The organism is Nostoc sp. (assembly GCF_036917755.1).
Classification (GTDB): domain Bacteria; phylum Cyanobacteriota; class Cyanobacteriia; order Cyanobacteriales; family Nostocaceae; genus Nostoc.
The window spans coordinates 1-25,668 of record NZ_JBALFC010000094.1; the positions used below are offsets into that span (position 1 = coordinate 1).

23 protein-coding genes, 1 other RNA gene and 1 pseudogene are annotated in these 25,668 nt (G+C 42.3%); 3 read left to right on the forward strand and 22 right to left on the reverse strand.

What is annotated here, in order from left to right:
• Positions 1-280 precede the first annotated feature (280 nt).
• Positions 281-2,911 (reverse strand): DNA polymerase III subunit alpha, encoded by a 2,631-nt coding sequence (locus V7L05_RS20170; RefSeq protein ID WP_335166584.1) that lies wholly within the window; start codon positions 2,909-2,911, stop codon positions 281-283.
• Between the two features lie 196 nt (positions 2,912-3,107).
• Here V7L05_RS20170 and V7L05_RS20175 point away from each other — a divergent pair, with 196 nt between their 5' ends.
• Entirely contained in the window at positions 3,108-4,400 is a 1,293-nt protein-coding gene (locus V7L05_RS20175; RefSeq protein ID WP_335166586.1) for a dicarboxylate/amino acid:cation symporter, read from the forward strand.
• Positions 4,401-4,420: 20 nt separating this feature from the next.
• Here the strand turns inward: V7L05_RS20175 and V7L05_RS34810 are convergent, their stop codons facing one another.
• From V7L05_RS34810 to V7L05_RS20195, 5 genes and pseudogenes are all read right to left on the reverse strand, one after another.
• On the reverse strand, positions 4,421-4,600 hold the full coding sequence (locus V7L05_RS34810) for a hypothetical protein (RefSeq protein WP_442937123.1): 180 nt from the start codon (positions 4,598-4,600) through the stop codon (positions 4,421-4,423).
• Positions 4,601-5,267: 667 nt separating this feature from the next.
• Positions 5,268-5,726, reverse strand: a pseudogene (locus tag V7L05_RS20180) (DUF4114 domain-containing protein); the annotation flags it as partial.
• A 540-nt stretch (positions 5,727-6,266) separates the two neighbouring features.
• Positions 6,267-7,979 carry a diflavin flavoprotein gene (locus V7L05_RS20185; protein ID WP_335166588.1) on the reverse strand — a complete coding sequence of 571 codons (1,713 nt, stop codon included), beginning with the start codon at positions 7,977-7,979 and terminating at the stop codon, positions 6,267-6,269.
• A gap of 6 nt (positions 7,980-7,985) precedes the next feature.
• Complete coding sequence (locus tag V7L05_RS20190; RefSeq protein ID WP_335166590.1) at positions 7,986-8,120, reverse strand: hypothetical protein; 135 nt, start codon at positions 8,118-8,120, stop codon at positions 7,986-7,988.
• Positions 8,121-8,129: 9 nt separating this feature from the next.
• Positions 8,130-9,848, reverse strand: a complete 1,719-nt coding sequence (locus tag V7L05_RS20195; RefSeq protein ID WP_335166592.1) for a diflavin flavoprotein — start codon at positions 9,846-9,848, stop codon at positions 8,130-8,132.
• Between the two features lie 1,177 nt (positions 9,849-11,025).
• On the opposite strand from V7L05_RS20195, the gene V7L05_RS20200 reads away from it, so the two are divergent.
• Positions 11,026-11,484 (forward strand): helix-turn-helix domain-containing protein, encoded by a 459-nt coding sequence (locus V7L05_RS20200; RefSeq protein ID WP_335166594.1) that lies wholly within the window; start codon positions 11,026-11,028, stop codon positions 11,482-11,484.
• A 247-nt stretch (positions 11,485-11,731) separates the two neighbouring features.
• Here V7L05_RS20200 and ssrA read toward each other — a convergent pair.
• From ssrA to V7L05_RS20270, 14 genes are all read right to left on the reverse strand, one after another.
• Positions 11,732-12,121, reverse strand: a transfer-messenger RNA (tmRNA) gene (ssrA, locus tag V7L05_RS20205).
• Positions 12,122-12,271: 150 nt separating this feature from the next.
• Positions 12,272-13,219, reverse strand: a complete 948-nt coding sequence (locus V7L05_RS20210) for a F0F1 ATP synthase subunit gamma (protein ID WP_335166595.1) — start codon at positions 13,217-13,219, stop codon at positions 12,272-12,274.
• 128 nt (positions 13,220-13,347) lie between these two features.
• On the reverse strand, positions 13,348-14,868 hold the full coding sequence (gene atpA, locus V7L05_RS20215; protein WP_335166597.1) for a F0F1 ATP synthase subunit alpha: 1,521 nt from the start codon (positions 14,866-14,868) through the stop codon (positions 13,348-13,350).
• Between the two features lie 199 nt (positions 14,869-15,067).
• Positions 15,068-15,622 (reverse strand): ATP synthase F1 subunit delta, encoded by a 555-nt coding sequence (gene atpH / locus V7L05_RS20220; RefSeq protein ID WP_335166599.1) that lies wholly within the window; start codon positions 15,620-15,622, stop codon positions 15,068-15,070.
• The gene (locus V7L05_RS20225) at positions 15,619-16,191 is read right to left on the reverse strand and encodes a F0F1 ATP synthase subunit B (protein ID WP_335166601.1); all 573 of its coding nucleotides are present in this window, start codon (positions 16,189-16,191) and stop codon (positions 15,619-15,621) included. Before V7L05_RS20225 ends, atpH begins: the two co-directional genes overlap by 4 nt.
• A gap of 161 nt (positions 16,192-16,352) precedes the next feature.
• Positions 16,353-16,784 (reverse strand): F0F1 ATP synthase subunit B', encoded by a 432-nt coding sequence (locus tag V7L05_RS20230; protein WP_334948645.1) that lies wholly within the window; start codon positions 16,782-16,784, stop codon positions 16,353-16,355.
• Between the two features lie 291 nt (positions 16,785-17,075).
• Entirely contained in the window at positions 17,076-17,324 is a 249-nt protein-coding gene (atpE, locus tag V7L05_RS20235) for an ATP synthase F0 subunit C (protein WP_196521630.1), read from the reverse strand.
• A 152-nt stretch (positions 17,325-17,476) separates the two neighbouring features.
• Positions 17,477-18,238: a F0F1 ATP synthase subunit A gene (gene atpB, locus V7L05_RS20240; RefSeq protein WP_335166603.1), complete on the reverse strand. Its 762-nt coding sequence runs from the start codon at positions 18,236-18,238 to the stop codon at positions 17,477-17,479.
• 60 nt (positions 18,239-18,298) lie between these two features.
• Entirely contained in the window at positions 18,299-18,739 is a 441-nt protein-coding gene (locus tag V7L05_RS20245) for an ATP synthase subunit I (protein ID WP_335166605.1), read from the reverse strand.
• 547 nt (positions 18,740-19,286) lie between these two features.
• Complete coding sequence (locus tag V7L05_RS20250) at positions 19,287-20,468, reverse strand: class I SAM-dependent methyltransferase (RefSeq protein WP_335166607.1); 1,182 nt, start codon at positions 20,466-20,468, stop codon at positions 19,287-19,289.
• A gap of 82 nt (positions 20,469-20,550) precedes the next feature.
• Positions 20,551-20,880, reverse strand: a complete 330-nt coding sequence (locus tag V7L05_RS20255; protein ID WP_190911841.1) for a XisI protein — start codon at positions 20,878-20,880, stop codon at positions 20,551-20,553.
• On the reverse strand, positions 20,868-21,122 hold the full coding sequence (locus V7L05_RS20260; RefSeq protein WP_335166649.1) for an element excision factor XisH family protein: 255 nt from the start codon (positions 21,120-21,122) through the stop codon (positions 20,868-20,870). Before V7L05_RS20260 ends, V7L05_RS20255 begins: the two co-directional genes overlap by 13 nt.
• A 76-nt stretch (positions 21,123-21,198) precedes the next feature.
• Positions 21,199-21,636: a type II toxin-antitoxin system VapC family toxin gene (locus tag V7L05_RS20265; protein ID WP_335166611.1), complete on the reverse strand. Its 438-nt coding sequence runs from the start codon at positions 21,634-21,636 to the stop codon at positions 21,199-21,201.
• On the reverse strand, positions 21,633-21,974 hold the full coding sequence (locus V7L05_RS20270; RefSeq protein ID WP_335166612.1) for a hypothetical protein: 342 nt from the start codon (positions 21,972-21,974) through the stop codon (positions 21,633-21,635). Before V7L05_RS20270 ends, V7L05_RS20265 begins: the two co-directional genes overlap by 4 nt.
• Positions 21,975-22,150: 176 nt before the next feature.
• Between V7L05_RS20270 and V7L05_RS20275 the strand changes: the two genes are divergently transcribed.
• Positions 22,151-22,915 carry a 2-phosphosulfolactate phosphatase gene (locus V7L05_RS20275; protein ID WP_335166614.1) on the forward strand — a complete coding sequence of 255 codons (765 nt, stop codon included), beginning with the start codon at positions 22,151-22,153 and terminating at the stop codon, positions 22,913-22,915.
• A gap of 19 nt (positions 22,916-22,934) precedes the next feature.
• Here V7L05_RS20275 and galE read toward each other — a convergent pair whose 3' ends face one another.
• Positions 22,935-23,951 (reverse strand): UDP-glucose 4-epimerase GalE, encoded by a 1,017-nt coding sequence (gene galE, locus V7L05_RS20280; protein WP_335166616.1) that lies wholly within the window; start codon positions 23,949-23,951, stop codon positions 22,935-22,937.
• 9 nt (positions 23,952-23,960) lie between these two features.
• A complete protein-coding gene (locus tag V7L05_RS20285) occupies positions 23,961-25,373 on the reverse strand; it encodes a sugar transferase (RefSeq protein WP_335166618.1) in 1,413 nt (470 codons plus the stop codon).
• Between the last annotated feature and the right edge of the window lie 295 nt (positions 25,374-25,668).

Consider the following 25,668-nt stretch of genomic DNA (forward strand, 5'->3'; position numbering starts at 1 on the left):
TTCAGCCTTTAAGTGACAGTAATCTGCTGTCAGGCTGGATTAGTTATGTACGGGCTGACTCCCGTGATTCACTAATCAACGAATCGCACTATTTCTTTTCTTCCTTCTCTTCCTTTGCGTTCTTTGCGTCCTTTGCGGTTCGTTAAAAAAATTCATTTGATAAAGAGTTAAGCCTTAACTGAACCGTATTCACTTATAAAAGTCCCCTAGCCCAAACTCGTATAGTAAACAGAAAGGCTGAAGCCTGAACTTTCCCTTACTGTGCTTGTTCCCATTCTTCTCATTCCGGCAAACCATTTACCCGCATCAAATCCAATTCTCGTTCAAATATTTCATCAATTGGTAACATTTGACCATCAACAGTCATAAATTTATGGTCTTTTGTTGCCCGAATTAATGAACCATCTTCCAGACAATACTCAAACATTTCTTGTTGTCCGCGATCGTGCCACTGTGCCACAGGTTGCGTGTAAATATTTCCATTATTATCAACGCTGTACACAGTACATTCAATGCGTTTTTCGACAATTTCCCCAATCGGCATAAATCCATATTCTACTGTCAATATTTCCGTGTCATAGCTTAAACAATATTCAGCAAACTTCAACATTTGCTCAAATAATTCATCCGCAACTTTTTTCTGAACGCCATTTTTCGCTGCACCATCTACGAATTTTTCTCGCTGCTTTTGCATCTCAGAAACTTTCTTTTTACCCATCGCCCGGCGCAGCAAGTCAGCTTGTCCTAATGTATATCCAGCCATATCCTGAGCAATTTTCATGATTTGCTCTTGATAGACCATAATTCCATAAGTTTCGTCTAATATTGGTTCTAGAATCGTGTGTTGATAATCAATCTTTTCTCGCCCGTGTTTGCGATTAATAAATTTCGGAATCAGTCCCGCATCTAATGGCCCTGGTCGATAAAGTGCCAAAATTGAAGAAATATCTTCTATATTAGAAGGCTTCAAATCTCGGACTATCTGGCGCATCCCAGAAGATTCTAATTGAAATATCCCTTCTAACTCACCTGCTTCTAATAATTCATAAGTTTTTTGGACATCTTTTGGTAGAGTGCTATGTTCACCTTTAGCTAAAATCTTCTGGGCTTTTCTTTCCTGGCGGGGAATTTCATCAGGATCAACCCGATATCCTCTCGTTTCTTGAATTAAATCAACGGTTCTTTGAATCAGTGTCAGGTTCCGTAAACCCAGAAAATCCATTTTCAACAAACCCATTGATTCCAGGTCTTCCATGAAATACTGGGTAATCACAGAACCGTCATTATTCTTTTGTAGCGGCACAATTTCATCAAGTGGATCGGCAGAAATTACCACACCTGCTGCATGAACACCAAAAGTTTTGTTAGTTCCTTCAATTCGCATCGCCATATCAAGCCAATGGCGAACATGGGGTTCTTTATCATATTTATCTTTAAACTCTGGTTCTGGGGTTTCATTAGAAATCATCACCTTGAGTTTTGTTGGTTTTCCCCGCACCACAGGAATTAGTTTCGCCATTTTGTCAGCTTCCCCATAGGGAATATTTAATACTCTGGCGACATCTTTCAAAACTGCTTTAGAAGTTAGACGGTTAAAAGTAATAATTTGGGCAACTCTATCTGCACCATATTTCTCAGTTACATATTCAATAACTTTATCCCGTTGTTCAATACAGAAATCCGTATCAATATCAGGCATTGATTTACGTTCTGGGTTCAAGAAACGCTCAAATAGTAACCCATGATGTACAGGGTCAATATTAGTAATTCGCATCGCATAAGCAACTAATGAACCAGCCGCAGAACCGCGACCAGGACCCACAGGAATATTATTATCTCTAGCAAATTTGATGTAGTCCCAGACAACTAAAAAGTATTTGGAAAAACCCATTTGCTGAATCATTTTCAGTTCGTATTCCAATCTTTCTTTATAGACTGAATCGACTTCCTGGCGAGATTTACGATTTAACCGTTCTAAAAGTCCGTTCCATGCAACATCTTCGGCGTAAGTATCAGCAGTATGACCAGAGGGAATGGGGGGAGTAGGAATCTGAGGCTCACCCATAATATTGTAAGGCTCGACTTTATCGGCCACTTTTTCAGTAGTGGCGATCGCATCTGCAATTACATCATCGGGCAAATGGTCACGAAATAGCTGCTGCATCTCCTCACCAGATTTGAGATACTCTGTGCCGCTATAACGCATCCGCTTATCTTCAATAATTAGCTTGTGAGTCTGAATACATAGCAAAGCATCGTGGGCTTCAACGTCAAAACAAGAAATAAAATGAGAATCATTGGTAGCAATAAATCTAATCCCTAGCTCCCGCGCAATTTTGACAATTTCAACATTCACAATTCGGTCTTCTTGGGAGCCGTGGTCTTGAATTTCTAGATAATAATCATCACCAAATACATCTTTATACCATTGAGCAACTTTCCGGGCTGCATCTGGTCTACCACTGAGAATCGCTTGAGGAACTTCTCCACCCAAACAAGCACTAGTGACAATCAAGCCTTCATGATATTCTTTAAGTAAATCTTTATTAATACAAGGACGAGAAAAAATGCCTTGACCTTGAACACCTTTCAGGTGAGAGATTGTGGTTAATTTGACTAAATTTTTGTAACCTTTTGTATTTTTAGCTAAAACAACTTGATGATATTTGGGGCGGCGTTCTTGTTTCTGAATATCGCCGTTAATTACATACATTTCATTGCCGATAATCGGCTTAATATTTTGACTACGGCAGATTTTGATTAGTTCAATCGCGCCATACATGACACCATGATCAGTAAGGGCGATCGCTTTCATCCCCAGTGCGATCGCTTGATCTACCAACTCTGGTAGCTGACTAGCCCCATCGAGTAGACTATAGTCACTGTGAATATGTAAAGGGACAAAGGACATAAGCAATTCAAAATCAAGAAATATAACTACCGCAAGCATTAGTGGTAATCAGGCGATCGCTAGGGGTCTACCCAGTCGCATACCCTTTCGAGCCGGATTTTACAAAGCAACGGGATCTTAGATTAACTTGTTTCCGAAATTTTCACTTCCGAAAGTGAAGTTTTAATAGTTACAGCACTTAACCAGTATCTAGCCAATGAGTCAAACAGAGAGCAATACTTCGCCTCAAACCAAAGCTAGCCCTTGGTGGCAGCGTATCCCTCTCACTTTACAAATTGTCATCGCCTTAGTAGCCGCAGTCAGCGTCGGAATTGCCCTTGGTGCGGGGAATCCCAATCCCAGCAATGCCGTCTTAATCAACAATTTAGCAATTCCAGCTGAATTGGTGTTAAAGGCTCTCCGCGCCTTGGCTACGCCCCTGATTCTGGTAGCAGTGCTGCATACCTTGATGACTACCAATATCCCTGGTACAGCCGGACGGCGGCTGGCAGTGCTACTTTTAACTAATACTACCGTAGCTATTTTAGTGGGACTTTTGGTAGCAAATGTTCTGCGTCCGGGAACTTGGGGCAATGTAGCCACCTCAACAACTACACAAATAACTCCTCAGAATCTTGACCCTTGGGGAATACTCAAAGATGCTGTACCGGAAGCTGTCCTCAAGCCATTAGTTGATAATAATGTCATCCAACTAATTGTGATTGCCCTGAGTTTTGGCATCATCCTGCGAGGATTAAAATCTGAACAACTTGCCCAAGGGAAAAAAGGATACCAGTCGATAGAAGATGTCATCGGGATTTTATTTGAAGCGGTAGTCGGTGTCCTCAACTGGGTAATTGCCTTAGTGCCTTTCGCAGTCTTTGGGATTGTTGCTAAAACTGTTGCTATGCAAGGATTTACACCGTTTAAATCTTTGGGTGCATTTATCGTGGCGGTGCTGTTAGCACTGCTATTGCAGGCGTGCTACTACCTAATTAGAGTAAAATTTGGTTCTTGGGTACACCCGCTAAAATTCCTCGCTGGCGGTTCTGATGCCTTTTTGACAGCTTTCTCAACTTCTTCCTCGGCGGCGGCAATGCCTATAACCTTTGAGGTTTTGCAAACAAAAGTCGGTTTAAGGGAATCTTCTGCCGCCTTGGGCGCATTAGTCGGGGCAAATTTCAATAATGATGGTACTGCCCTTTATGAAGCAATGTCTGCGTTGTATATTTCCCAACTGATTGGGCAACATCTGAGTCTGGGACAGCAGTTAATTGTCATTCTTACCTCGATTTTTGCATCCGTAGGTGCGGCGAACATTCCCAATGCTGGACTGGTAACAATGACACTGGTGTTCACTTCTGTAGGCTTACCTACCCAGTACATCGCTTTGCTAGTTACTGTAGACTGGTTTCTGGATCGCTGCCGCACCGCGATTAATGTCATGGGAGACATGACTGTTAGTGCTTTACTTGACGGAAAAAAGCCACGTTCTGTAGACGAGGCTTAATTTACCAGCTTTTCAAATATCTAATGCTGTTGAGGACCTTTGGCGTCACATTCTTTAGTCCAGCAGCGTTCTAAAAGTTGAAGACGCCAGATCAATAGAAAGCGTTGGGGATTCAATACTAATTTAGTATCCCGACTAAATAGGGGTTGGTTCAGATACTGCCAAAAGGGAAATTTAATTTTGGTGTGTTTTGAAGTCATAAGATCAACAAAATAATATAAAAGTTTTATCTAGCAGCTGCCTAATACTGTTTTTCTAGTTAAAGGCTACACTGCGTTTTTGCAATTGTCTTGGTGGCAATTGCGGAATTTTAGCAAGTTAATTTATGTTGTTTCCGCTTTAATACTGAAATTGTACGCACATTTTTCTGATTCCACATCTCGTGAAAAGTCACACCTACCATTTCACGAAATTTCTGCTACAGATACGTTGGTAAGGGCGTACATCTGTCATTGGTGTCTACTTTTGCCTGGGCGAATGGAATAGAGCCTCCGGCACGCGATGCGAACGCGGCTACACAAACTCTCGTCCGCCTGCGCGGACTGACGAAAAATTAAGGATTTGAAACCTGCGGAGGCAGGTTTTGTTTGTGTAGACGCGGTTTCTAACCGCCCATTTCACCTTAATAGGACTTACGCACTCTCTGAAACTCTTATTCCTCCGTGTTCTCTGCGTCTTCTGTGGTTCGATTTTCCGTTACCTGTGCGTAAGTCATGCTTAAGTTGACACTAATGATACATCTGTATGCCCTTACAGGCTGATTCATCTGTAGCAAAAATTTTTGGAAGCGATCGCATACTATCCAGAATCTTAACTCGGTAGCCAGTTATGGATTTTGAGTTGCTTCTGATTCCACCGTTACAGCGATTAGGTTAAATTGACTCGAACGATGATATCGTTAAAATCCTTGTCACCACCCTTTGCCATATCCTCAAAGCCAAAGGTATTATTGCCTAACAAACGAATGTGATCTGTTTGATCTGAGTTAGCACCCAAGTAAGGAAAGTATACTGCTGGATCATTATTCTGATTACCATCAAGAATAGCATCGGGTTTGCCATCTACAATAATAAATGGTGCGAAGATAAAACCAGGCTGGAAACTACCTGTGTAAGTTGCACTACCTTGATTATTCACTGTTAAGTCAATGCCCACAATCCGTTTACTGAGTGCGGCTTGAGCATAACCAGCTTGTCCGGGAAGAAGATCAGTTTTACCATCAGCGTTAGTGTCAATGCCACCATCAGGATCATTCACTTGATGAAAGCCGACAAAGTCGTTGAAAGCTGCTTCCCGATAGACAGCAAAATCAGCTTTGGCGGTTCTCAGTTGAGTGAGGTACAAGAACCCCACCCCCAACCCCCTCCCCGCAAGCCTATCCATGCAAGTATATGCAGTTGAGCTTGGGAACGAGTGCCGTGATTATACTTAATGGGACTTAGACAAAAAACACCAATAAAAAAGCCTCAAACCTATATACAGACAGACTTTGACATCGCTTTGCTTGGTTTATTGATATATCTGGGTTTGAGCCATTTTTGAGCATTTGGTGTATTTCCCTTACCCTGCATGGGTTTGAGGCTTGTTTATCCCTCAAAAATGTTTAAGTCCCGTTAATCACTAAGATTAGTATGTTATGCAAGTAGCAGGATTGCTAAGAGGTTGTTTGAAAAGTCGCAAAGTATACTATAGATCCCTCTCCAAAGCTCTCCCCGAAAGGTCGAGAGGCTTTAAATAGCAGAACTAAAATTTACTTGGGCGGACTCTGCATATCGACAAAAAAATGGGACGGGCAAGATGCCCATCCCAGAAGAAAAAAGAGAATTTTTCTGCAAAGCGGTTTCGTTAGGTTAAACTTCTCACTGTCTAATAATGAGTACCAGTTTTACGATGGTTGATGGCAGTGACAGCATCAGGTTTGAGTAATTTACCTTCATCCACAGTTGCATACACAACCCAGTGATCGCCACATTCCATACGTTCCTTGACTGAGCATTCCAAATATGCCAAAGCGTCGGTAAGGACGGTACAGCCGTTATCCGCAACTGCTGTACTAAAGTTGGCAAATCGATCTTCCCCAGGTGCGAAAGATTTACGGAAATGCTTCATGTAATCTTGATGATTGCCTTCAGGTAGAATATTTAAGGCAAACTTACCGCCTGGATACATCAAAGATTCGATCGCTCGATCTTTAGCGATCGCAACAGTTAGTCCAGGTGGGTTAAAGGTGGCTTGAGAAACCCAAGCGCCTAACATTCCGGTAGACACTTCTCCAAGTTTAGCTGTCACCACGCAGACGGAACCAACGATCCGACCAACAGCCTGTTCCACTGGAGTAGCGGCTTGTTGTGGTACGCGTACCTTTTTAGCTTTTTTCAGTGCTTGGGCAAAGTCTGTACCTAGTTCTTCACAGAATTTGAGAGTGACATCATCAGGTTTAAACTTCACCTTCAGGGTGTCAAAGCCAAAGCGATATCCAGCATCGCGGAGTTTACCTTCGATTAAGTCAAATGCCTCGCCACTCCAGCCATAGGAACCAAAGACCCCAGCAAGTTTGCTGTTGTCACCGCTTGATAGGACAATCCCTAAAGCAGTATGAATGGGAGTTGGCGCATGACCGCCGATGGTGGGAGAACCAATGATAAAACCCTCTGACTGTGCGAGGTTAGTCCGAATTTCATCAGGGGTCGCAAATTCGCAGTTGATCGATTTGACTGCGACTCCACCTTTAGTTAGTCCCAGAGCGATCGCTTGTGCTAAAGTCGCCGTATTCCCGTAAGCTGAAGCATAAAGTAGAGCAACGGAAATCTCGCGATCGTTGTGAGCGCGACTCCATTCTCCATAAGCTTTGGTAAGTTCGATTAAGCTGGTGCGTACCAAGGGGCCATGACCCACAGCATACATTCTCACTTGCAAATCTGATATTTTCTCCAAAGCTGCTTCTACATGAGGAGCTTGGGGAGCCATCAGGCAGTTAAAGTAGTAACGCTGGTCTTCTTTGAGCGCTTCCCAGTTATCATCAAACACATCATCACCACAGAGATGAGTTGCAAATAACTTATCTGTGTAAAGAATTTGGGTTTGCTGATCATAGGTACAAAGTCCTTCCGGCCAACGTGGACTAGGAGTGGGGAAAAATTTTAAAACATGACCCTTGCCTAAATCCAGAGTTTCTTTCCCCCGCATCACCAAGACTTTCAAATCTTGCTCTAGGAAAGCAGCACGTAAATTGTTCGCACCGGGAAGAGAACAGACAAAAGTTACCTGTGGTGCCAGTTCTAAAATTGCTTTGATGGTTGCAACTCGGTTGGGATTAAAATGACCCAGGATAATATAATCCAAATGTTGCAAATCTAAAGTCTGCCGCAATGCCTCTAAATAAATTTCGGTGAAGCTTTCTGGCGGTGGATCAATAAGTGCGGTTTTATCAGCTTCAATTAAATAGCAATTGGAGGTAGTACCTCTTTCAAGTGCGTATTCAATTTCAAACCGCAGACGTGACCAACTACGTGCTCTGATCGCCTTAGTATTTGTAGCAATTGGTAGAACTTGGACGTCGCGTGGCTTGGAATTGGTCATAGTTGTTTAAGTTGGGGAATTGGGCATTGGGCATTGGGCATTGGGAATAGGGCATTGGGAATAGGGCATTGGGAATAGGGCATTGGGAACAAGGAGAATAACCCATACCCTGTACCCCATGCCCCGCGCCCAATGCCCCATGCCCAATCTTTAGTAGTAATTACCTACTTTGCGATGGCGAACCGCTGTCAGTCCATCGTTTTTGGAGACACGACCTTCTTGGACGGTGCAGTATAAAATCCAGTGGTCGCTGCATTCCATGCTGCTCTGTATTTCACATTCCATATATGCCAGAGCATCAGTTAGAATCGGCGAACCGTTTTTCGCGGTTTGAGTTTTCACTCCCGCAAATCGGTCAGCACCGGGATGCAAGCGCTTCAGAAAATGCTTTTTCAATTCTTGATAATTGCCTTCTTCCAAAACGTTGAGGACGAAGCGATCGCCTATTTGCATTAAGGAATCAATGGCGCGGTCTTTAGCAACGGCAATTGTGAATCCTAAGGGTTGCAAACTCGCTTGCGTTACCCAGGACGCCAGCATTGCACTTGACACATTTCCTTTTTTAGTCGTGACTAGATACAGTCCACTACTAATGCGACCTAGCGCCTTTTCCATGTCGACGTCGAGGGACTTGATTTGCTTGATGTTGCGATCGCGCACCAGCAATTGTCCCAAGTCTTTACCCGCTTCTTCACACAACTGGAATGTAGATGCGGTGGGAGCCTCTTTAATCCGAATGGGTGGGAAAGCTTCTTTGATGCCAGAGTCAAGAAATTGTCTGCGGAGTGTATCAATGGGTTCATCATCCCCACCGTAACATTCAAACAGCCCAATAAATTGCTTGTTCTTGGCGACAGCTAGCACTGAACTGATACTAGCTTGGGCGGCGGCAGCGCTAGTTGGGGGCATACCAATAATGATGCCAGCTGCTCTGCCGGCTAGTTCTTGAATTTCTTGGCTTTCAGCAGTACTTAGATCCAGTACTTCTACGCCAACGCCAGTTTTTAGTATACCTTCGGCAATTGCGTGACCGAGGCGTTCGCCATATCCGTAATCTGAGACAAAAAACAAGCCAACTGTTGTTTCTGCTTTAGCTTGTTTTTGGCTCCAATTTTCGTAGCACCCGGTTAGAACATCGAGATGGTGGTATAATAATGGGCCATGACCGTTGGCGATAATATTAATCTTCCCTAGATCGCCCATCCGCTTCATCGCGTTCACCAAAGAACGAGCGTTAGGACCCATCAAGCAGTCGTAGTAAAATCTAAAGTCAGCTTCGATCGCTTCTAAATCTTCGTCGAAGGTGCGATCGTCACAAAAGTGCATCCCAAAAGCATCACAGGTGTAGAGAATTTGGGTTTTGCGGTCAAAGCTAAAGATTGTATCTGGCCAGTGCAGGTTAGGCGCACTCACGAATTCCATTTCGTGTCCTTTACCAATATCAATGCGATCGCCAGTTTTTACAACCCGCTTAGAAAAAGGATCATGTACTAAGCCTTCCAAAAACTGAAGCGCAACTTTTGAGGCTAAAACAGTAGCTCTAGGAGCTAACTGGAGGACATCTTCTACTAAGCCGCTATGGTCTGGCTCTGTGTGACTAACAATTATGTAATCAATTGTTTTGGGGTTGACAAGACCTTTTAGAGTCTCTAAATACAGATTGCGAAACTTCTGGTGAGAAGTATCAATCAAAACTGTTTGTTCACCCCTAATTAGATATGAATTGTAGGTTGTACCGTTTTGGAGTCCGAATTCGATATCGAAGCGATCGCGGTCCCAATCAAGAGAGCGAATCGCCGTTGTGTTAGGGGCAATTTCTACAGTTTGTATAGTTAGCCGATGTTGAACGTTCTCTGCGATCGCTACCATTCTTCGTCTCCGAGCGCAAATTAACAGGTTTTTCTTCTGCCCCCATTGTCTCTATTTTTTTTATTTTAAGTTGTAATGAATATCAGTTTTTTAAAAATTTAACTTGTATCAATTATTGCTGTTTTTTAGCAAAAAATATGACTCAAAAAATCTCATAAATATTAATTTTTTCTAAAAAATTACTGAGTATGTAATTTTGCTATTTATCTGGTTTTATCCTAATTCAAAAATATCATGTTCATCATATTATTTGACAATAAAAACTTAAAAAATTAAAACTTCAAAAAATATCACATATCCACAACTGTTATAGTAACCTTTGTTTTTGAGAATGACGTATGAATGCCAAGGACATAGCAGGATTTACAAAGAAACTTTGTAATTGTGGCGCAGAATATTGGGCGATCGCAAAATCGATGTCTTAAGAGAATAGAAAAAGTTAGTTTTTTTGAGTCATTTCTTATAACTAAGTAGGAAAGGTAGGAAAGGTAGGAAAGGTAGGACGACATTTTAAATATCCATCAAATGAGCAGTTCCTACTATTTTTTCCAATGGGTATTATATATATAGTTGTCTCAAGCAAGAATCTTGTTGCGTAAAATATAAATTTTATGTAAAGTCGAGAAAACAGATGTCTTTTTAGAGATAATCAAGGGCAAGTTTCTGAGACGAGTTGAATAAAAAGAACTGGGACTGTATACCTTTTTCTGCTCATTCAAGTCTAAACTAGCGTAAAAATCTTTTTTAAAGTTTCGATGAATGACCGTAAGAATACGAATAATCTAATAATTTTGATGATACAGTTTCTTTATTATCAACCTAACCATTAATCAAAACAACCCCAACAAATTATTTTCATCATAGCCATAAGCTACGGCGTCTGGCTATGCAATGTACATACCCATACAGGCTAAGGGTGTCATTTTTGTGTACCTAGCTTTTTACGCAAATTCATTACCGATGATAAATTACAAATATTAACAATGTCCTCAAGCTAATACTTCGCGCATAACAGCCATAAGGCTAGACTTCGGCGTACTTAATACTTGTTATTCAAGTTACAAATGTATTATTAAATACATACCGGAGTAAATATAGAGGCGTGAATAGATACGTGAATAGATATAAGAATGCCAAAAATTGACTATGTGAAAGGTTATGGTTTATGGGATGCCGATTGAAAGTCTTTCTAAATGAAGAAGAAAAGCTGACTTTAGAAGAGTTAAGAAAAGCTAAAGATGTTCCTCAACGTACCAAGGATCGTGCTCAAGTTTTATTGCTGAATGCTCGCGGCTTAAAAAATGAGCATATTGCTAAAGGCTTAAACTGGGCTATTTCAACAGTACGTCAAACTCTTCATCGCTGGGAAAAGATGGGTTTAGCAGGTCTGTGGGATGCCCCTGGTCGAGGGGGAAAACCCCGATATTCAGAATCAGATTTGGTTTATCTAGAAAATTGTTTAGCTCAAGAGCCACAGACTTATAACTCAAAACAACTCGCAAAAAAACTGGCATCTGAGCGTCAAGTAAGCTTGAGTGCAGACCGATTACGGCGGGTACTTAAAAAAAGGGGAAGGAGGTTTGAAAGGCCACGCACACAACCCCAGAAACAGAATAATTCGCTGATTGTTGAATAACTGTTGAAGAGGAAGTCGGAAGTCAGAATTCAGAAGTCAGAAGTCAGAATCAAGACGTTTGCGTACCCCTACGGAGAAGCAAGCTACGTGTAGTGTTTCGTAGAGAAGGGCTTCAGGGCAAACGCAAGCTCAGTAACCATCGGACTCCAATTCATTCTGAATTCTGATTCCTGACTCCTGAATTCTGTTTAGATAAAACAAAATCCACCTAAACATTAAAGTGTTTGGTGGATTTGTTGCTTATTTTTAGTGGATCCGAGCAGAGTCGAACTGCTGTCCAAATTGGGTATTGACCCCCCGCTCATTCACAGGTTTAGCCTTTCTGACCCTCAAGGCGGGAATCGTTCATTATCCCGAACGTAGGATGCTCTGATTTAATCTTAGCCAGCAAGCCAACCAGAGAACGCTTGCTAGAGCATCCGTTGGGGTTTGGTCTTCAGTCCTTAACGGAGTCAAACTAAAGACGCTCGAACCTATAAGAGGTATTTAGGCAGTTGCTAGAACTGGCCGACGAGCAAAGTTAACGATGTTGTTCGCATTTACTTTTTTTTCGAGCCTTTGATTTCCGAGAGGAGACTCACTCTCGACCTGAATCACAGAGCAGCGTTCGCCAACCTGTCGAAACCGTGACGGACCCATGCACTTCATACTTCAATTATAGTACGCGATTTGTAATTCGTAATTATCAAAGTCGGAATATATGGCTCCAATTACTCAAAATAGCCAATCGCTAATTTTAAAACCATTAGCAATTGGCTATTTTCCATGATCTACAACAAGTATTTTTCTAAGTTAGTGCTTCTGCACCGCCCACAACTTCAAGGAGTTCTTGGGTAATTGCAGCTTGTCGGGCTTTGTTGTAAGACAATGTGAGGGTGTTAATCAGTTCACCGGCGTTCTCACTGGCATTACTCATGGCTGTCATCCGCGCTGCTAGTTCACTAGCGGCAGATTCTTGTAGCGCCCGCAATAACTGATTACTCAGATACAGGGGCAACAAAGAATCGAGAATCTGTACTGGATCTTGCTCAAAAATCATGTCAGGAGCCAACGGGCGGACTTGCTTAGTCACTTTCTCCCGTTCTACTTCAAATTTACCCCCACGGGTTGTCAAGCGGAAGATTTCATCATCGGCTGCTTCTAGACCTTGCGGATCGAGGGGCAGTAAGGTTTGCACCACAGGACGGGAGCTAACCAAGGAAAGGAATCTGGTATAGATTAATTCGATGCGGTCAACTTTTTCCGATAGGAATAAGGAAAGTAGTTGGTCGGCAATCTCATTGGCTTCCGGTGCGGTGGGAATTTGCTCTAGGCCGCTGTAAGTAGCATCAATGGGCTGATCGCGGCGTTGAAAGTATTGTGTAGCTTTGCGTCCGACGATCACAAATGTATAGTCTATACCTTCTGCCTTGATTTCCTTGGCGCGGTTTTCAGCACGACGGATAACGTTATTATTGTAGCCGCCACATAGGCCGCGATCGCCTGAAATAACCAACAGCCCAACTGACTTAACTTCGCGTTTTTTCAGTAGTGGTAGGTTTGCTTCTTCAAAGCGCAGACGGCTTTGCAAACCATATAATACTTGTGCCAAGCGATCGGCAAAGGGGCGAGTTGCTAGCACTTGTTCTTGCGCCCGACGCACTCTAGCCGCCGCAACTAGACGCATCGCTTCTGTGATTTTTTTGGTGTTTTTGACCGACTGAATGCGATCGCGTATTGCTTTTAGATTGGCCATTTTCTTGAGTTAAAAGTTAGGAGTTAGGAGCAGAGACGCGATTAATCGCGTCTGTACAGGAGTTAGGAGTTAAGAGCTAGGAGTGTTTCATTAACTTTTAACTCTTAACTCTTCACTCCTAACTTTAATTAGGCTGTAGCTTTGAAGGTCTTCTTGTATTCAGTGAGTGCTTCCTTCAAGGCAGCTTCTTCTGCGTCACCTAGTGCTTTAGATGCTTGTACTGCTTGTGCATACTGGGTTTTTCCAGTTTTTAAGTATTCCCGTAGACCTTTGGTGAAGGTGGTTATTAGATTTACAGGGATATCATCTAAATAGCCATTAATACCAGCATATAAAATTGCGACTTGCTCGTATACTGAGAGTGGCGAATTTTGTGGCTGTTTGAGGAGTTCGCGCAACCGTTGACCCCGTGCCAACTGGTCTTGAGTGGCTTTATCCAAATCGGAGGCAAATTGGGCGAAGGCTTGTAGGTCATCAAATTGGGCTAGTTCCAATTTAATCTTACCGGCAACTTTTTTCATTGCTTTGGTTTGAGCCGCAGAACCCACACGGGATACAGAAATACCAGGGTTTACAGCCGGACGGATACCAGCGTTAAACAGGTCAGAAGAGAGGAATATCTGACCATCGGTAATGGAAATTACGTTGGTGGGGATGTATGCCGAAACGTCACCAGCTTGGGTTTCGATAATTGGTAGGGCGGTCATACTGCCTTTACCTAATTCGTCACTCAGCTTTGCGGCTCTTTCTAACAAGCGGGAGTGGATGTAGAATACATCTCCAGGGTAGGCTTCGCGTCCGGGTGGACGACGCAGCAATAGGGACATTTGGCGATAAGCTTGGGCTTGCTTGGAAAGGTCATCATAAATTACTAGGGTAGCTTTACCCTTGTACATAAAGTACTCAGCAATACTTGCGCCTGTGTAGGGAGCTAGATATTGTAGGGTAGCTGGTTCACTGGCACTAGCAAAGACAACGACGGTGTAATCCATCGCGCCTTTTTCTTGCAATGTCTGCACCACGTTAGCAACTGTGGAAGCCTTTTGACCGATCGCAACGTAGACACAAACTACATCTTCTTCTTTTTGGTTGATGATGGTGTCGATCGCGATCGCAGTTTTACCGGTTTGGCGATCGCCAATAATCAATTCCCGTTGACCACGACCGATGGGAATCATTGAGTCAATAGCTGTGATTCCCGTTTGCATTGGTTCGTGTACAGACCGACGCGCAATGATACCGGGTGCTGGGGATTCAATCAAACGGCTTTCTGAGGACTTGATCTCTCCCTTACCATCGATGGGAAGACCCAAAGCGTTTACAACTCGTCCAATTAAGGCTTCTCCTACGGGTACTTGGGCAATTTTACCAGTAGCGGTTACAGAACTACCTTCTTGAATTTCTAGCCCTTCACCCATAAGCACCGCGCCCACGTTGTCTTCTTCTAAGTTTTGGGCGATGCCAATTGTGCCATCTTCAAATTCTAAGAGTTCCCCAGACATCGCCTTTTCCAGTCCATAAATCCGGGCAATACCGTCACCTACTTGTAGAACGGTACCAACGTTAGCAACTTTGACCTCTTGATCGTATTGCTCGATTTGTTGTTGGATAATGCTGCTAATTTCGTCAGGTCTAATTGATATGCTCATGTGTCTATCTTTTTTGCTTTCGAGACTGAAAATTTAAAGAGTTAGGAGTGATGAGTTAAGAGTTAGGAGTGATGAATTAAGAGTGATGAGTTAAAAATGCAAAAATTACAAGTTAAAAGTCAAAATAAATTATTGTTTACTTAACTCTTAACTGCTAACTCCTGTACGTCTCTGCTCCTAACTCCTAACTCCTAACTTTTTAACCACTGGTTAAGCGCAATGAAAGGCGGCGCAACTGACCCCGGATACTGGCGTCAATTACCTGCGAACCTACTTTAATGATCACACCACCGATTAACTCGCTGTCTACCTTGGTTTCTAGTTCTACCTGGCGAGCATTCGTGATGGCAATGACCTTTTGGATGATTGCCTGCTGTTGAGCTTCTGTGAGGGGAACGGCTGAAATTACTTCCGCTAATACGGTTTGATTCAGCTGCCGCAACAGCGCCAAGTATTGTTGAAAAATTGATTCCAAGAAGGCAATGCGCCGTTTATCTACTAGTATTAGCAAAAAATTGCGTAAGTAGGGGTTAGCGCCTTCACCGAGTATTTGTTTAATCAGAGCTTTTTTGTTCTCAGACTGAATAAACGGGTTGCTGAAGAAGTTTTGTAGCTGTTTGTCTGCTCTCAGCAGACCCAGGAAAGTACGCGCATCTTCCCCGAACTGTTCTGTCAAATTTTTCGATTGCGCTATTGACAAAAGTGCCTGTGCATAAGGCTGGGCTATTTCGGCTGTTGCTACATTGCTGGTCATACATTGTCTCCGAGTTGTGCGATGCTGCGGTCAATTAAACTTTGTTGAGCATCGTCGGCAATCCCGCCTTTGAGTTGCGATTCGACTTTTTGCAATGCTAGTGTAGCAACTCGTTGCCGCAGTTGAGCGATCGCTCGGTCTGTTTCGCTGTTTAAATCGGCTGCTGCTGTTTGTTTCAGTCGTTCTACGTCTTGCACTGCTTTCGCTAACAGGGCTTCTTTAGTCTTGATAGCGTTTTCTTGGGCAGATTTGCGGATACGTTCTGCTTCTGCCTGAGATTGGGTCAACTGCTCTTGCGCTTGGGATAGAGCCTTCTGTGCCTCTTTTAAGCGCCCTTCTGCTTCCTGAATTGCGGTGGCAATATTGGCTTGTCGCTCGTTCAGGATATTGCTTAAAACTTTACGTCCGAAGTAGAATAGCATGCCAATCAGAATCGCTATATTGATCAGGTTGGTTTCAAAAATGTCTAGGTTTAGACCGAAACCACCTTCTGCTGCGCCTTCTGCCAATTCAGAGTTAACAGCGTTTGCTTCTGCGGCAAGTAATAAGAATGTGCCCATGATACCCATTTACAAGTGCGCTGCTCGCTTGCTAATACGTTGTATTTTCCGTTTGGGGAAATAAAGTATCTTTCCCGAAGGGAAAAAGTGCCTTTTTTGACACTTAATTAAGCGCTCTGGGACTACCGCCCAGTTGCGCGTATGCTTTCAAGAGAACCAGTCTTGTTAGTTTATCTAACTGGAGTTGGTCCTAATAGTTTTTCTAGAATCTGCCTACTTAGAGCATCAACTCGTTGCTCTAAGGTACGCATAGCTTCCTGCTTTTGTTGCTCTATTTCAACAGCAGCTTGTTCTCGTTGAGACTGAGCTTCTTTTTGGGCTTCAGCGATTTTTTCGGCAGTAATTTTCTTAGCTTCAACTTGAGCGGCTTCTACAGTAGCTTGCGATTGTCTGCGAGCGTCTGCGAGTTGCTGCTCATATTCAGTAGCTAAACGTTCAGCTTTCGCCAAGCGTTCCCGCGCATCAAGGGTATTAGTTCGGATATAATTATCGCGATCGTCTAGTACCTTGGTCAGTGGCTTGTAGAAAATTACATTCAACAAAGCTGCCAATAGCAGGAATTGTAATGCCATGAAGGGCAAGGTAGCATCGAAATCAAACATTTCTCTCCTCTTTGGCTGGAGTAGCAGTTTTCCTGGCTAGCAACATTATCCAACCTTTGATATTTTAAAGACCCATAGCCAACAAGGGTCAAGGGATTTTGGATTTTAGATTTGCAATTTTAGATTTGTTCTACCGACAAGCTTAGGGCTATGTACCGAAAACTCTTGATAATCCCAAATCCAAAATCCAAAATTGTTAGTCAACTACATCAGAACGATTTAATGCCCAAAATATTTAGATGGTAGAGGCGTGATGGTTCACGTCTCCACACTCACAAAGACTTTTAGGTCTTATCCTGCGAAGGGGTTAGCAAACAGCAACACCAGGGCAATAACTAGACCATAAATAGTCAGGGATTCCATGAAAGCCAAGGTTAATAGCAGAGTACCGCGAATTTTTCCTTCTGCTTCTGGTTGACGGGCAATACCTTCTACTGCTTGTCCAGCAGCATTTCCTTGACCAATACCAGGGCCAATTGCAGCTAAACCAATCGCTAAAGCAGCAGCGAGAACTGAAGCAGCCTGTACTAATGGATCCATTTTAATTTTCCTTGGTTTGATTACAAAACTAACAAATGTACGTTAACGACTAGAAACGTGTTTTTCACGCTCGCTGCACCGAGTTCTGACAAATCGCTTTTGCGATGTTTTGAGCGAATATGCTCTTGGAACTGTGCTATCAACTGAGAAGTTTAATGCTCCTCATGCTCTTCTTCACCGTGTCCCTCGATTGCCTCATGAATGTATGCCCCCGCTAGGGTAGCAAAAACCAGGGCTTGAATGGCACTGGTAAATAAACCCAAGGCCATTACAGGCAGAGGTACAAATAGAGGAACTAGCAGAACCAGCACCGCTACTACCAGCTCATCGGCTAAAATATTACCAAATAGCCGGAAGCTTAGGGAGAGGGGCTTGGTGAAATCTTCGAGAATTGCGATCGGCAATAGAATGGGTGTTGGCTCTATATATTTCTTAAAGTAGCCCAAACCCCGTTTGCTAAAACCTGCGTAAAAGTACGCTAAAGAGGTTAGCAGTGCCAATGCAACAGTCGTATTGATGTCATTGGTGGGAGCTGCCAATTCACCCGAAGGTAGCTTGATGAGCTTCCAAGGAATTAGCGCACCCGACCAGTTCGATACGAAAATAAACAAGAACAATGTGCCAATAAATGGCACCCAAGGGCGATAGTCTTTCTCACCGAGTTGGTTTTTTGCCAAATCACGAATAAATTCTAGGGCATATTCCATCAAATTTTGGATGCCTTTAGGAATTCTTTGTGCGTTGCGAGTAGCAGCTATTGAAGCCACTACTAAAATGCTAATCACAAACCATGAGGTGAGAAAAACTTGCCCATGAATTTTAAGATTGCCCAACTGCCAGTAGAAATGATGACCTACTTCTAATGCGGCGAGGGGAAAAGAATTAAAGGCGTTTAAGACACTAAGCATTTGCATTCTTCAAGCATTTTCCCCAACAAGCGAGGATGGGATTATTGTCTTTGTGAGCCTGACTTTTTAAGAATCAGAAATGAACGCAATTTGCACCATATAGACGAGGAGGGTGGCTTTGTAAGTGAGAAATCCCAAAAATATGGGTAGAATCTGTAGCTCATGCCATTGAGTTGCTACGATCATTACTCCCATAAATAGAGCAAAACGAGTTTTGCTCAAACTGGTTTTCTCACTACCGAGCTGCTCAACGTCTCTAGCCAGCATTTTTAAGTAAACCACACCTGTACACGCCCCAATTAAATAATTAAGAGCAATGTTCAAGGAATAAAAAATCCACACAGAGATAAAAATAACCCCCGTCAAGACAAGCGTGATTACCAACAATCGCTGGAAGAGTTGATAGAACTCTTGCATGGAGTTATCTGATTCTGTGTCTTCAGAATCAGTTTTAGCATCTTGTTGCGTTGTCGGAGTGGGCGCAATTGATTCGTCTGACAAGCTCACGGGACTTGAAACCAGTACAGTTAAACATGATGACTGCACATTCAGTCAGATGAATCATATCACGATGCGGTAACAATACTTTAGGAAAAAACAATTAACTTCTTATCAACATTGGACAGTCAGTAAAATCGCGCCCTCAGAAGCGAGAGAGCAGCTGATGATGTGGGGGAGTGAGGGGGTGAATTATCAAGAATCGCTGCCTGAAAATTCAAAATTTCTTCCAATTCCAGGTTTTTTGAGAGAATAATTTCCTCCAAAGACGTTAGATAGCATCTTGGTGTTTGAATTAAGTCGGTGTCAAGAAAATCAACTGGTGCTTGAGGAGTGTGTGGACGTACCGCAAATTAGAATTTGTAGAGTAGCGGCTTGTGGTTAAACATCGCACCAGTGCTGAATTCCAGAAAACTCCAACTTTTGGGATGTACAATACCCCGTTTCTTCGGCACTTTTCTAATCTACATTAATTTGCTAAAAGTGGTGATCAGCGATCGCTGATCACCACGAGTATAAATTTGTTTTACTAACTCAGTATCGGAGTCCAGTGTAATTAAGCAGGTGTCAATAAAATCAGCTGCTGCTGGAGAAGCGTTCTTACCCCATCCAATCCCAGTTCTACACCTCTCAAAATCTCTGCAACGGTGGATTTATTATCACATCTTTGCATAAACTCAAACTCTGCTACTGATAAATTAACAATCTGGTAATCGTAATTAAAGAAACATTGACTGGGAAATCCCTCAATGCAAGGATTAAGTTCGGGAATCGCTGCTAATAGGGCGTTATCGTCTGTCCAGTCGGCTTTGATTAAGGGAGGACGACCGAGGAAAAACTCGTAATGAGTTACTTCTGGATCTAATAATTCTATCAGGCGGTAAAGCTGGCGATCGCTCAAATCTTTAGCCCGTTCTACTAACTCTGGTGCTTTGCCCAAAAGTCTCTCTAAATCCCAGAAACTCGGATTCGAGAAACCAATAAACTCCAATCCTGAAGCATCAATTAATTCAAATAGCGTCTCAATGTTGTAATCAATTTCCTGGGGATGAACGTACATATCAGCAAAGTATTCATCCTTGTGGTTTTCTAGTGACCAACGTTGTTTATCGTATTTGACAATTCGGTTATTTTCTGGTAGTGAAGAGAAGATTTGCCGCCCAACTTGGACGCCATCGCGGTAGTCGCCTTTTTTGTCACCTTGAATAAGTGCGATCGCTTTTTGCATGAGTTGAATTTCCCAGCGTCCCAATTCTCCATACACAAAAATGTGCATCAAGCCGCCTGGGGCTAACTTCTTCGCCAAGGCTTGAATACCACGAATCGGATCGGGGGTATGATGCAAAACACCAACACAGTTAATTAAATCAAACTCACCCGGTAACTGTTCCACGTCAAACAAGCTGAGGTGATGAAACTCCACGCGGTTAGCCCCTGAACGCTGACAACGTTCTTTGGCTACAGCTAAAGCGCCTGTACTGAGGTCAATTCCGACAACAGAAGCTTGAGGATTGAGGTGAACCAGGTACTCTGTACCCACACCAGTACCGCAACCTGCATCTAAAATCCGAATATCTTGCCTTTGGGGTTTTTGACCTGTGCAGAAGTTATGAGCGGCTAGCCAATTCCAGCGCCAGTTGTAGCCTGGAGGTGGTTCATCCAACAGGGCTTCCGGCGGAAAGGGGTAGGTATTGTAGAGTTTGGCAACAGCAGCACTAACAGTTTGGGAATCGGACATGATCAGGAATAACGCAGTATTTCTGAGTTTACCGGATAGTGGATGATCAGGGCAAAGATTACTATTGCTTATTTCGTGCTACTTATCCAACAGCAAAATCAGTAAATTCGCGTTTATAAGGAGCGTGAAATCCTAATACAATATCTTCTTTCGATACCCCAGCCGCGATTAATTCGTTAGCAATGCCGATTTCTGTACCATCTCTTTGTATCCAAATTTTTTTGTCTTTGATATCAACATGAATGATGACTCCATAAATTCTCCGTTGTTCTTTCCAGCCAATATTTAAGACTTGATAATGATGGCGTTCTGCGTCAAACAACAATTGAACCTCTGTGCCATTAGCCACGTCATTAGCGGAATGGTTACTTAAAATATCTTGAATGATTTGAGAGTAATTTATTCCTTCCATAAAACAATGTCCTGACTTAAGGAATTAAATATTAAAAGTTTAATTTGATATTCTTTTAAAGAATCTTGAATAAATTGACGTGAGAAAAAGTCTTGATATGTATCTTGGCTAATAGCTAGATATAAAATGCGTTCTGGTTCTTCTTTTTTTAATGCTAGCCGGTAATTCAAGGTTTGACCTAAAGCGAGATGAAATTCAGTTACTTCCGACGCACCTATAAAGGATTTCACTTCTACAGCTATTTTTTGACCATAAGATTTTTATCTTTCAATTTTTATATTGATTATAACATTTAGGTCAATTTAGCCTTGAGACAAATTAAGATATAGTCCAATCTTCTAAACGCAAATTAGGAACTTTCTCAAAATCCTTGCGGTTGCGGGTTACTAAAATCCCATTTACTGACAGCGTAATTGCTGCAATGCGTAAATCTTGAGTCCCAACGCGAATTTTTTGCTTAACTAATTCATCGTAAACATTACAAGCTTTAGTATCAAATTCAAGTAATTTTATCTTTTTGAAATATTCTATTTCATCCCATAATCCCTTGTATCCCCATATTAATTTATCATACTTAGAAGGTTGATTATTATATTTGTTGATAACATTCAGCCATCCTTTAACTTTCTCTTCGAATGTAATCACTGTTATGGCTAAATCTTCAGGATTCTGCTGTCTTATGCGTTGCGTAACTAGTGGATGACTATTTTGAAATAACGACAAATGATCTGTATCTAATATCCACAGAATACTCACTTTGTCTCATTCTCCAAGTCAATTTGACTCCGTTCAGCTTCTATGTATTCCAGCACTTCACTAAAAAGAGGGTTATCTTTGTGCATTCCCGCAAATTTCATCCAAGGATGTTCGGTTTGGGGAAGCTCAATTTCCAAAGTTACTATTTCTGGTTCTCGCTCTTGTAAAAGTTGAATTAGTTTCTCTAGTGCTTGTTCTTTAGTTACACCAGAGCCTCTAAAATCTGGCAAGCCTAAAACTGTCGCACTAACTCCGCCATCTTGTTGATTTTCAATCAGCACATCATAAGTTAACTTAGGTGCAGTCTTGCCAGTGGAAGTTTTTACAACTAAATTCATGAGATTTTTATCGTTCAATTTTTATATTGATTATAACTCCTAACCTGAACTTAAAGCCTTATATTTACCTTGTGGGCAGATTTTATAGTAAGGGCTTTAGCCCTCAAATTAGCACTGAAGTGATTACTACAAACCTTTAATTATTTACACTGGCTTGGTTAATTTGTGGTTTGATTTTGATCATATTGTCTTTTGCGATCGCACCAATGATTTACAACCAATCAGAGTTTGATTTACGCTGTGAATGGGGACCACAAGGAGTTGCTCAACTCGCTTCTATCAGTGATGTAGTTGTGATAGTTGACGTTCTCTCTTTTTCTACCTGCGTGGAAATTGCCACCAACAACGGCGCGATAATTTTTCCCTACGCAATCAGAGATGAATCTGTCATAGATTATGCCAAGTCAGTACGAGCAGAGTTGGCAAGTCATAGACAACGTTGGACTACAACAGGATATTCTCTCTCGCCAAAATCGGTGGCTCAGATTCCGGCTGGAACTAGACTAGTTTTACCCTCACCTAATGGTTCTTTTCTGACCTTACATACAGGGAATACACCAACTTTGGCTGGCTGCTTGCGAAATTGTCAAGCTGTGGCGCAGTTTGCTCAAAAGTATGGTGATAAAATCGCTGTGATTCCTGCCGGTGAGAGGTGGAAAGATGATGGTAGCCTACGTCCTGCATTTGAAGATTTAATTGCTGCTGGGGCAATTCTCAGTTATTTACATGGCAGTCTATCACCAGAATCTGAAGTTGCTGTGGCAACATTTCAGGCTTTCCACCAGGATTTACCGGGGTACTTGAAAAAATGCAGTTCGGGTAAAGAGTTGATTGAAAAAGGTTTTGAGTCAGATGTTGAACTGTCCGCCGCCTACAACGTTAGTGATTGCGTGCCTTTGTTTACTGATAATGCCTATGTAAATTACAGGCTACAAGGTTAATTAGGTGTTACAGTTCTAATTATGCATATGCCATATTTAGATGCTTCTGCCTTACCAAGTTACTCTTCTGTTTTTCCCAAGAAATGGTTGTGTCGATAATCTCGTCTAAATCATTGTGCTTTGGTTGCCAACCCAAAACCCTACGAATTTTATCAGCACAAGCCGCAACACAGGCAGGATCGCCCGGACGACGTGGTGCGGAAATAACCGGAAAATCTACACCAGAAATAGCCTTGACTCTTTCAATAACTTGTCGCACGCTGTATCCTTGCCCGTAACCGCAGTTGAAAATTTGGCTTTCACCTCTTTTTTCTAAGTAATCCAAAGCATTTAAATGAGCAGTCGCCAAATCCTCAACGTGGATATAGTCTCGGATTGCGGTTCCATCGGGCGTAGGAAAATCAGTACCAAAAATTCGTACTTCCGGCTTGCGCTTGAGTGCCGCATCACAAGCAGCCCGAATCAAATGAGTAGCATTCGGTGACATTTGCCCCAATAGTCCACTTGGTTCAGAACCTGCTACATTAAAATAACGTAGAATTACGTAGTTTAGTGAAGATACTGCTGCATAGTCCTGGATCAGCCATTCACTCATCAACTTTGAACGTCCGTAAGGATTAATGGGCTGTGTGGGATTCGACTCAGTAACAGGATTTTGTTCGACTTCTCCGTAGACTGCGGCGGTGCTGGAAAAAATGAAATTGTTAACACCCATAACACTACAGCAGCGCAGCAAATTTAAGGTATTGCGGGTGTTGTTTGCGTAGTAGTCGAGGGGATGAGCTACTGATTCTGGAACAATCAGACTAGCGGCAAAGTGTAAGACGGCGCTGAATTCATCCTGGGCAAAAACTTGATAAAGATGCCCGATGTCTACTAAATCGCCAATAATCAGTTTACCGTGTAGTACGGATGCTGGTGAACTTGTAGAGCAGTTGTCGTAGACGACGACATCATAACCAGCTTCCCCCAGTTGACGAACTACATGGGAGCCAATGTAACCAGCACCGCCAGTTACCAATATTTTCTTTTTCATTTCTTTTCCTTATCTACCTTTACCTAACAAAACAACTCGAATTGTTTTGAAGGCGATCGCTAAATCCAACCAAATGGAATAATTCTTGATGTAATACAGATCGTAAGAAAGCTTTTCATAAGCATCTTCAATAGATGCTCCATAGGGATACATAACCTGTGCCCAACCTGTAATTCCCGGTTTTACCAGATAGCGTACTTCATAGTAGGGAATCGCTTCTTTGAGTTTGACATCAAATTCTGGTCGTTCTGGACGAGGCCCAATCAGACTCATTTCACCCTGTAAGACGTTCCATATTTGGGGTAATTCGTCAATACGTAACAAACGTAGCCAGTATCCGACTTTGGTGATCCGTCGATCGCGTTGACTAGCCCACTGCGCCCCCAACTTCTCTGCATCTTGATACATGGAGCGAAATTTATAAACTCTAAATGGTTTACCGTATAAACCACTTCGCTGCTGACTGTACAATACTGGACCAGGACTATCTAATCTAATTAGCAATGCAACCAACAACAGAAGTGGTGCAACTAATACTAGTAAAAATAGTATCAATATGATATCGACAACTCGCTTCAGCTTCTTACTGAAGTAACCAGGCATTAGGTTAAAACCATCGCTAAAAGCCAACCATTTATCTTGTAGCAGCGATGAAGGTAGTTTATACCAAAATGTTTCGTAAACATCCGGCAATGTGTAAACCGGAATACCTCGCAAGCGCATCTGCATTAACTGTTGTGCTTCAGATGTGGAAAAATTTATCTGCGCTGTAACTATGACTCCAGACCAGGATTCTTGACTCCATTGCGACAAATCGCTCAGATTTCCCTGATAACTCAGATTGCTTTTTGGTAAGTCTATGATTTTTTGATTTTCCTCCGCTAGAACAGTCAACTTTCCTAAAGGATTAAGTCCCAGCAATTTTTGTGTAAATTTAATGGAATTATCCCCTGCTCCTAGTATCAACCAACGACTTTTCTCTTCGTGCGATCGCACTAATTTCACTGCCACCAAGCGCAATATCACTGCCCAAATGGTAAAGATTCCCAAGCTAGGTAGAAAGACACTCCGCCACGATACCGGATTATGTTGGGCAATACCTGACAAGTAAATGAGCGCAGAAATAAAGAACGCGATCGCAACGTTACAAACAATAATTCGAGCCGGCGCTCTCAAACCTGCAATTTGCCGATCTGGATAGTAAGCATCTGCTAAATAAAATGCTGCAAGTATCATGCAAACAAATCCATAAAGCAATGGATTGAGCCAATGTAAGGGTTGATCTAAACGCAACCATTGTGCGATCGCTAAACAAATGAGCAAGCCAAAAATATCCCCTAACAAGAGCAATATCGGTAGGCTGCGGACTATATTTGGCAACCTAGCATTGGTAGCGTGACTAACATAACTTGTAAGAGTCATTGATTTTGATTATTTTTCAGTATCCTGGTATTTCTTTATTTCTTAAAAGCAGCAATAAATTCAAAGATGGTAATACTAAAAACTAGCCGTATTGTGTCAAAGCATAGAGAAACGATAAATTTTTATAATGCTCTGTTTTTCAAAGCAATTGGGTATTGAGTATTAGAAGCTGGAACGGTAATTGTCAGTGCCTTTGGGTACTATGTCTATAAAAAACACATTTTACTTGCGCTGGCTGTCCGACTCACACAATAGATTTAAAGTTCTTGCTTTGACATTTGCATAATGCCATGAA

Bases quoted from the DNA above. Each gene is read 5' to 3' on its own strand.
- V7L05_RS20170 (WP_335166584.1), bottom strand. From the start codon at position 2,911: ATGTCCTTTGTCCCTTTACATATTCACAGTGACTATAGTCTACTCGAT.
- V7L05_RS20175 (WP_335166586.1), top strand. From the start codon at position 3,108: ATGAGTCAAACAGAGAGCAATACTTCGCCTCAAACCAAAGCTAGCCCT.
- V7L05_RS34810 (WP_442937123.1), bottom strand. From the start codon at position 4,600: ATGACTTCAAAACACACCAAAATTAAATTTCCCTTTTGGCAGTATCTG.
- V7L05_RS20185 (WP_335166588.1), bottom strand. From the start codon at position 7,979: ATGACCAATTCCAAGCCACGCGACGTCCAAGTTCTACCAATTGCTACA.
- V7L05_RS20190 (WP_335166590.1), bottom strand. From the start codon at position 8,120: ATGGGGCATTGGGCGCGGGGCATGGGGTACAGGGTATGGGTTATTCTC.
- V7L05_RS20195 (WP_335166592.1), bottom strand. From the start codon at position 9,848: ATGGTAGCGATCGCAGAGAACGTTCAACATCGGCTAACTATACAAACT.
- V7L05_RS20210 (WP_335166595.1), bottom strand. From the start codon at position 13,219: ATGGCCAATCTAAAAGCAATACGCGATCGCATTCAGTCGGTCAAAAAC.
- atpA (WP_335166597.1), bottom strand. From the start codon at position 14,868: ATGAGCATATCAATTAGACCTGACGAAATTAGCAGCATTATCCAACAA.
- atpH (WP_335166599.1), bottom strand. From the start codon at position 15,622: ATGACCAGCAATGTAGCAACAGCCGAAATAGCCCAGCCTTATGCACAG.
- V7L05_RS20225 (WP_335166601.1), bottom strand. From the start codon at position 16,191: ATGGGTATCATGGGCACATTCTTATTACTTGCCGCAGAAGCAAACGCT.
- V7L05_RS20230 (WP_334948645.1), bottom strand. From the start codon at position 16,784: ATGTTTGATTTCGATGCTACCTTGCCCTTCATGGCATTACAATTCCTG.
- atpE (WP_196521630.1), bottom strand. From the start codon at position 17,324: ATGGATCCATTAGTACAGGCTGCTTCAGTTCTCGCTGCTGCTTTAGCG.
- atpB (WP_335166603.1), bottom strand. From the start codon at position 18,238: ATGCAAATGCTTAGTGTCTTAAACGCCTTTAATTCTTTTCCCCTCGCC.
- V7L05_RS20250 (WP_335166607.1), bottom strand. From the start codon at position 20,468: ATGTCCGATTCCCAAACTGTTAGTGCTGCTGTTGCCAAACTCTACAAT.
- V7L05_RS20255 (WP_190911841.1), bottom strand. From the start codon at position 20,880: ATGGAAGGAATAAATTACTCTCAAATCATTCAAGATATTTTAAGTAAC.
- V7L05_RS20270 (WP_335166612.1), bottom strand. From the start codon at position 21,974: ATGAATTTAGTTGTAAAAACTTCCACTGGCAAGACTGCACCTAAGTTA.
- galE (WP_335166616.1), bottom strand. From the start codon at position 23,951: ATGAAAAAGAAAATATTGGTAACTGGCGGTGCTGGTTACATTGGCTCC.
- V7L05_RS20285 (WP_335166618.1), bottom strand. From the start codon at position 25,373: ATGACTCTTACAAGTTATGTTAGTCACGCTACCAATGCTAGGTTGCCA.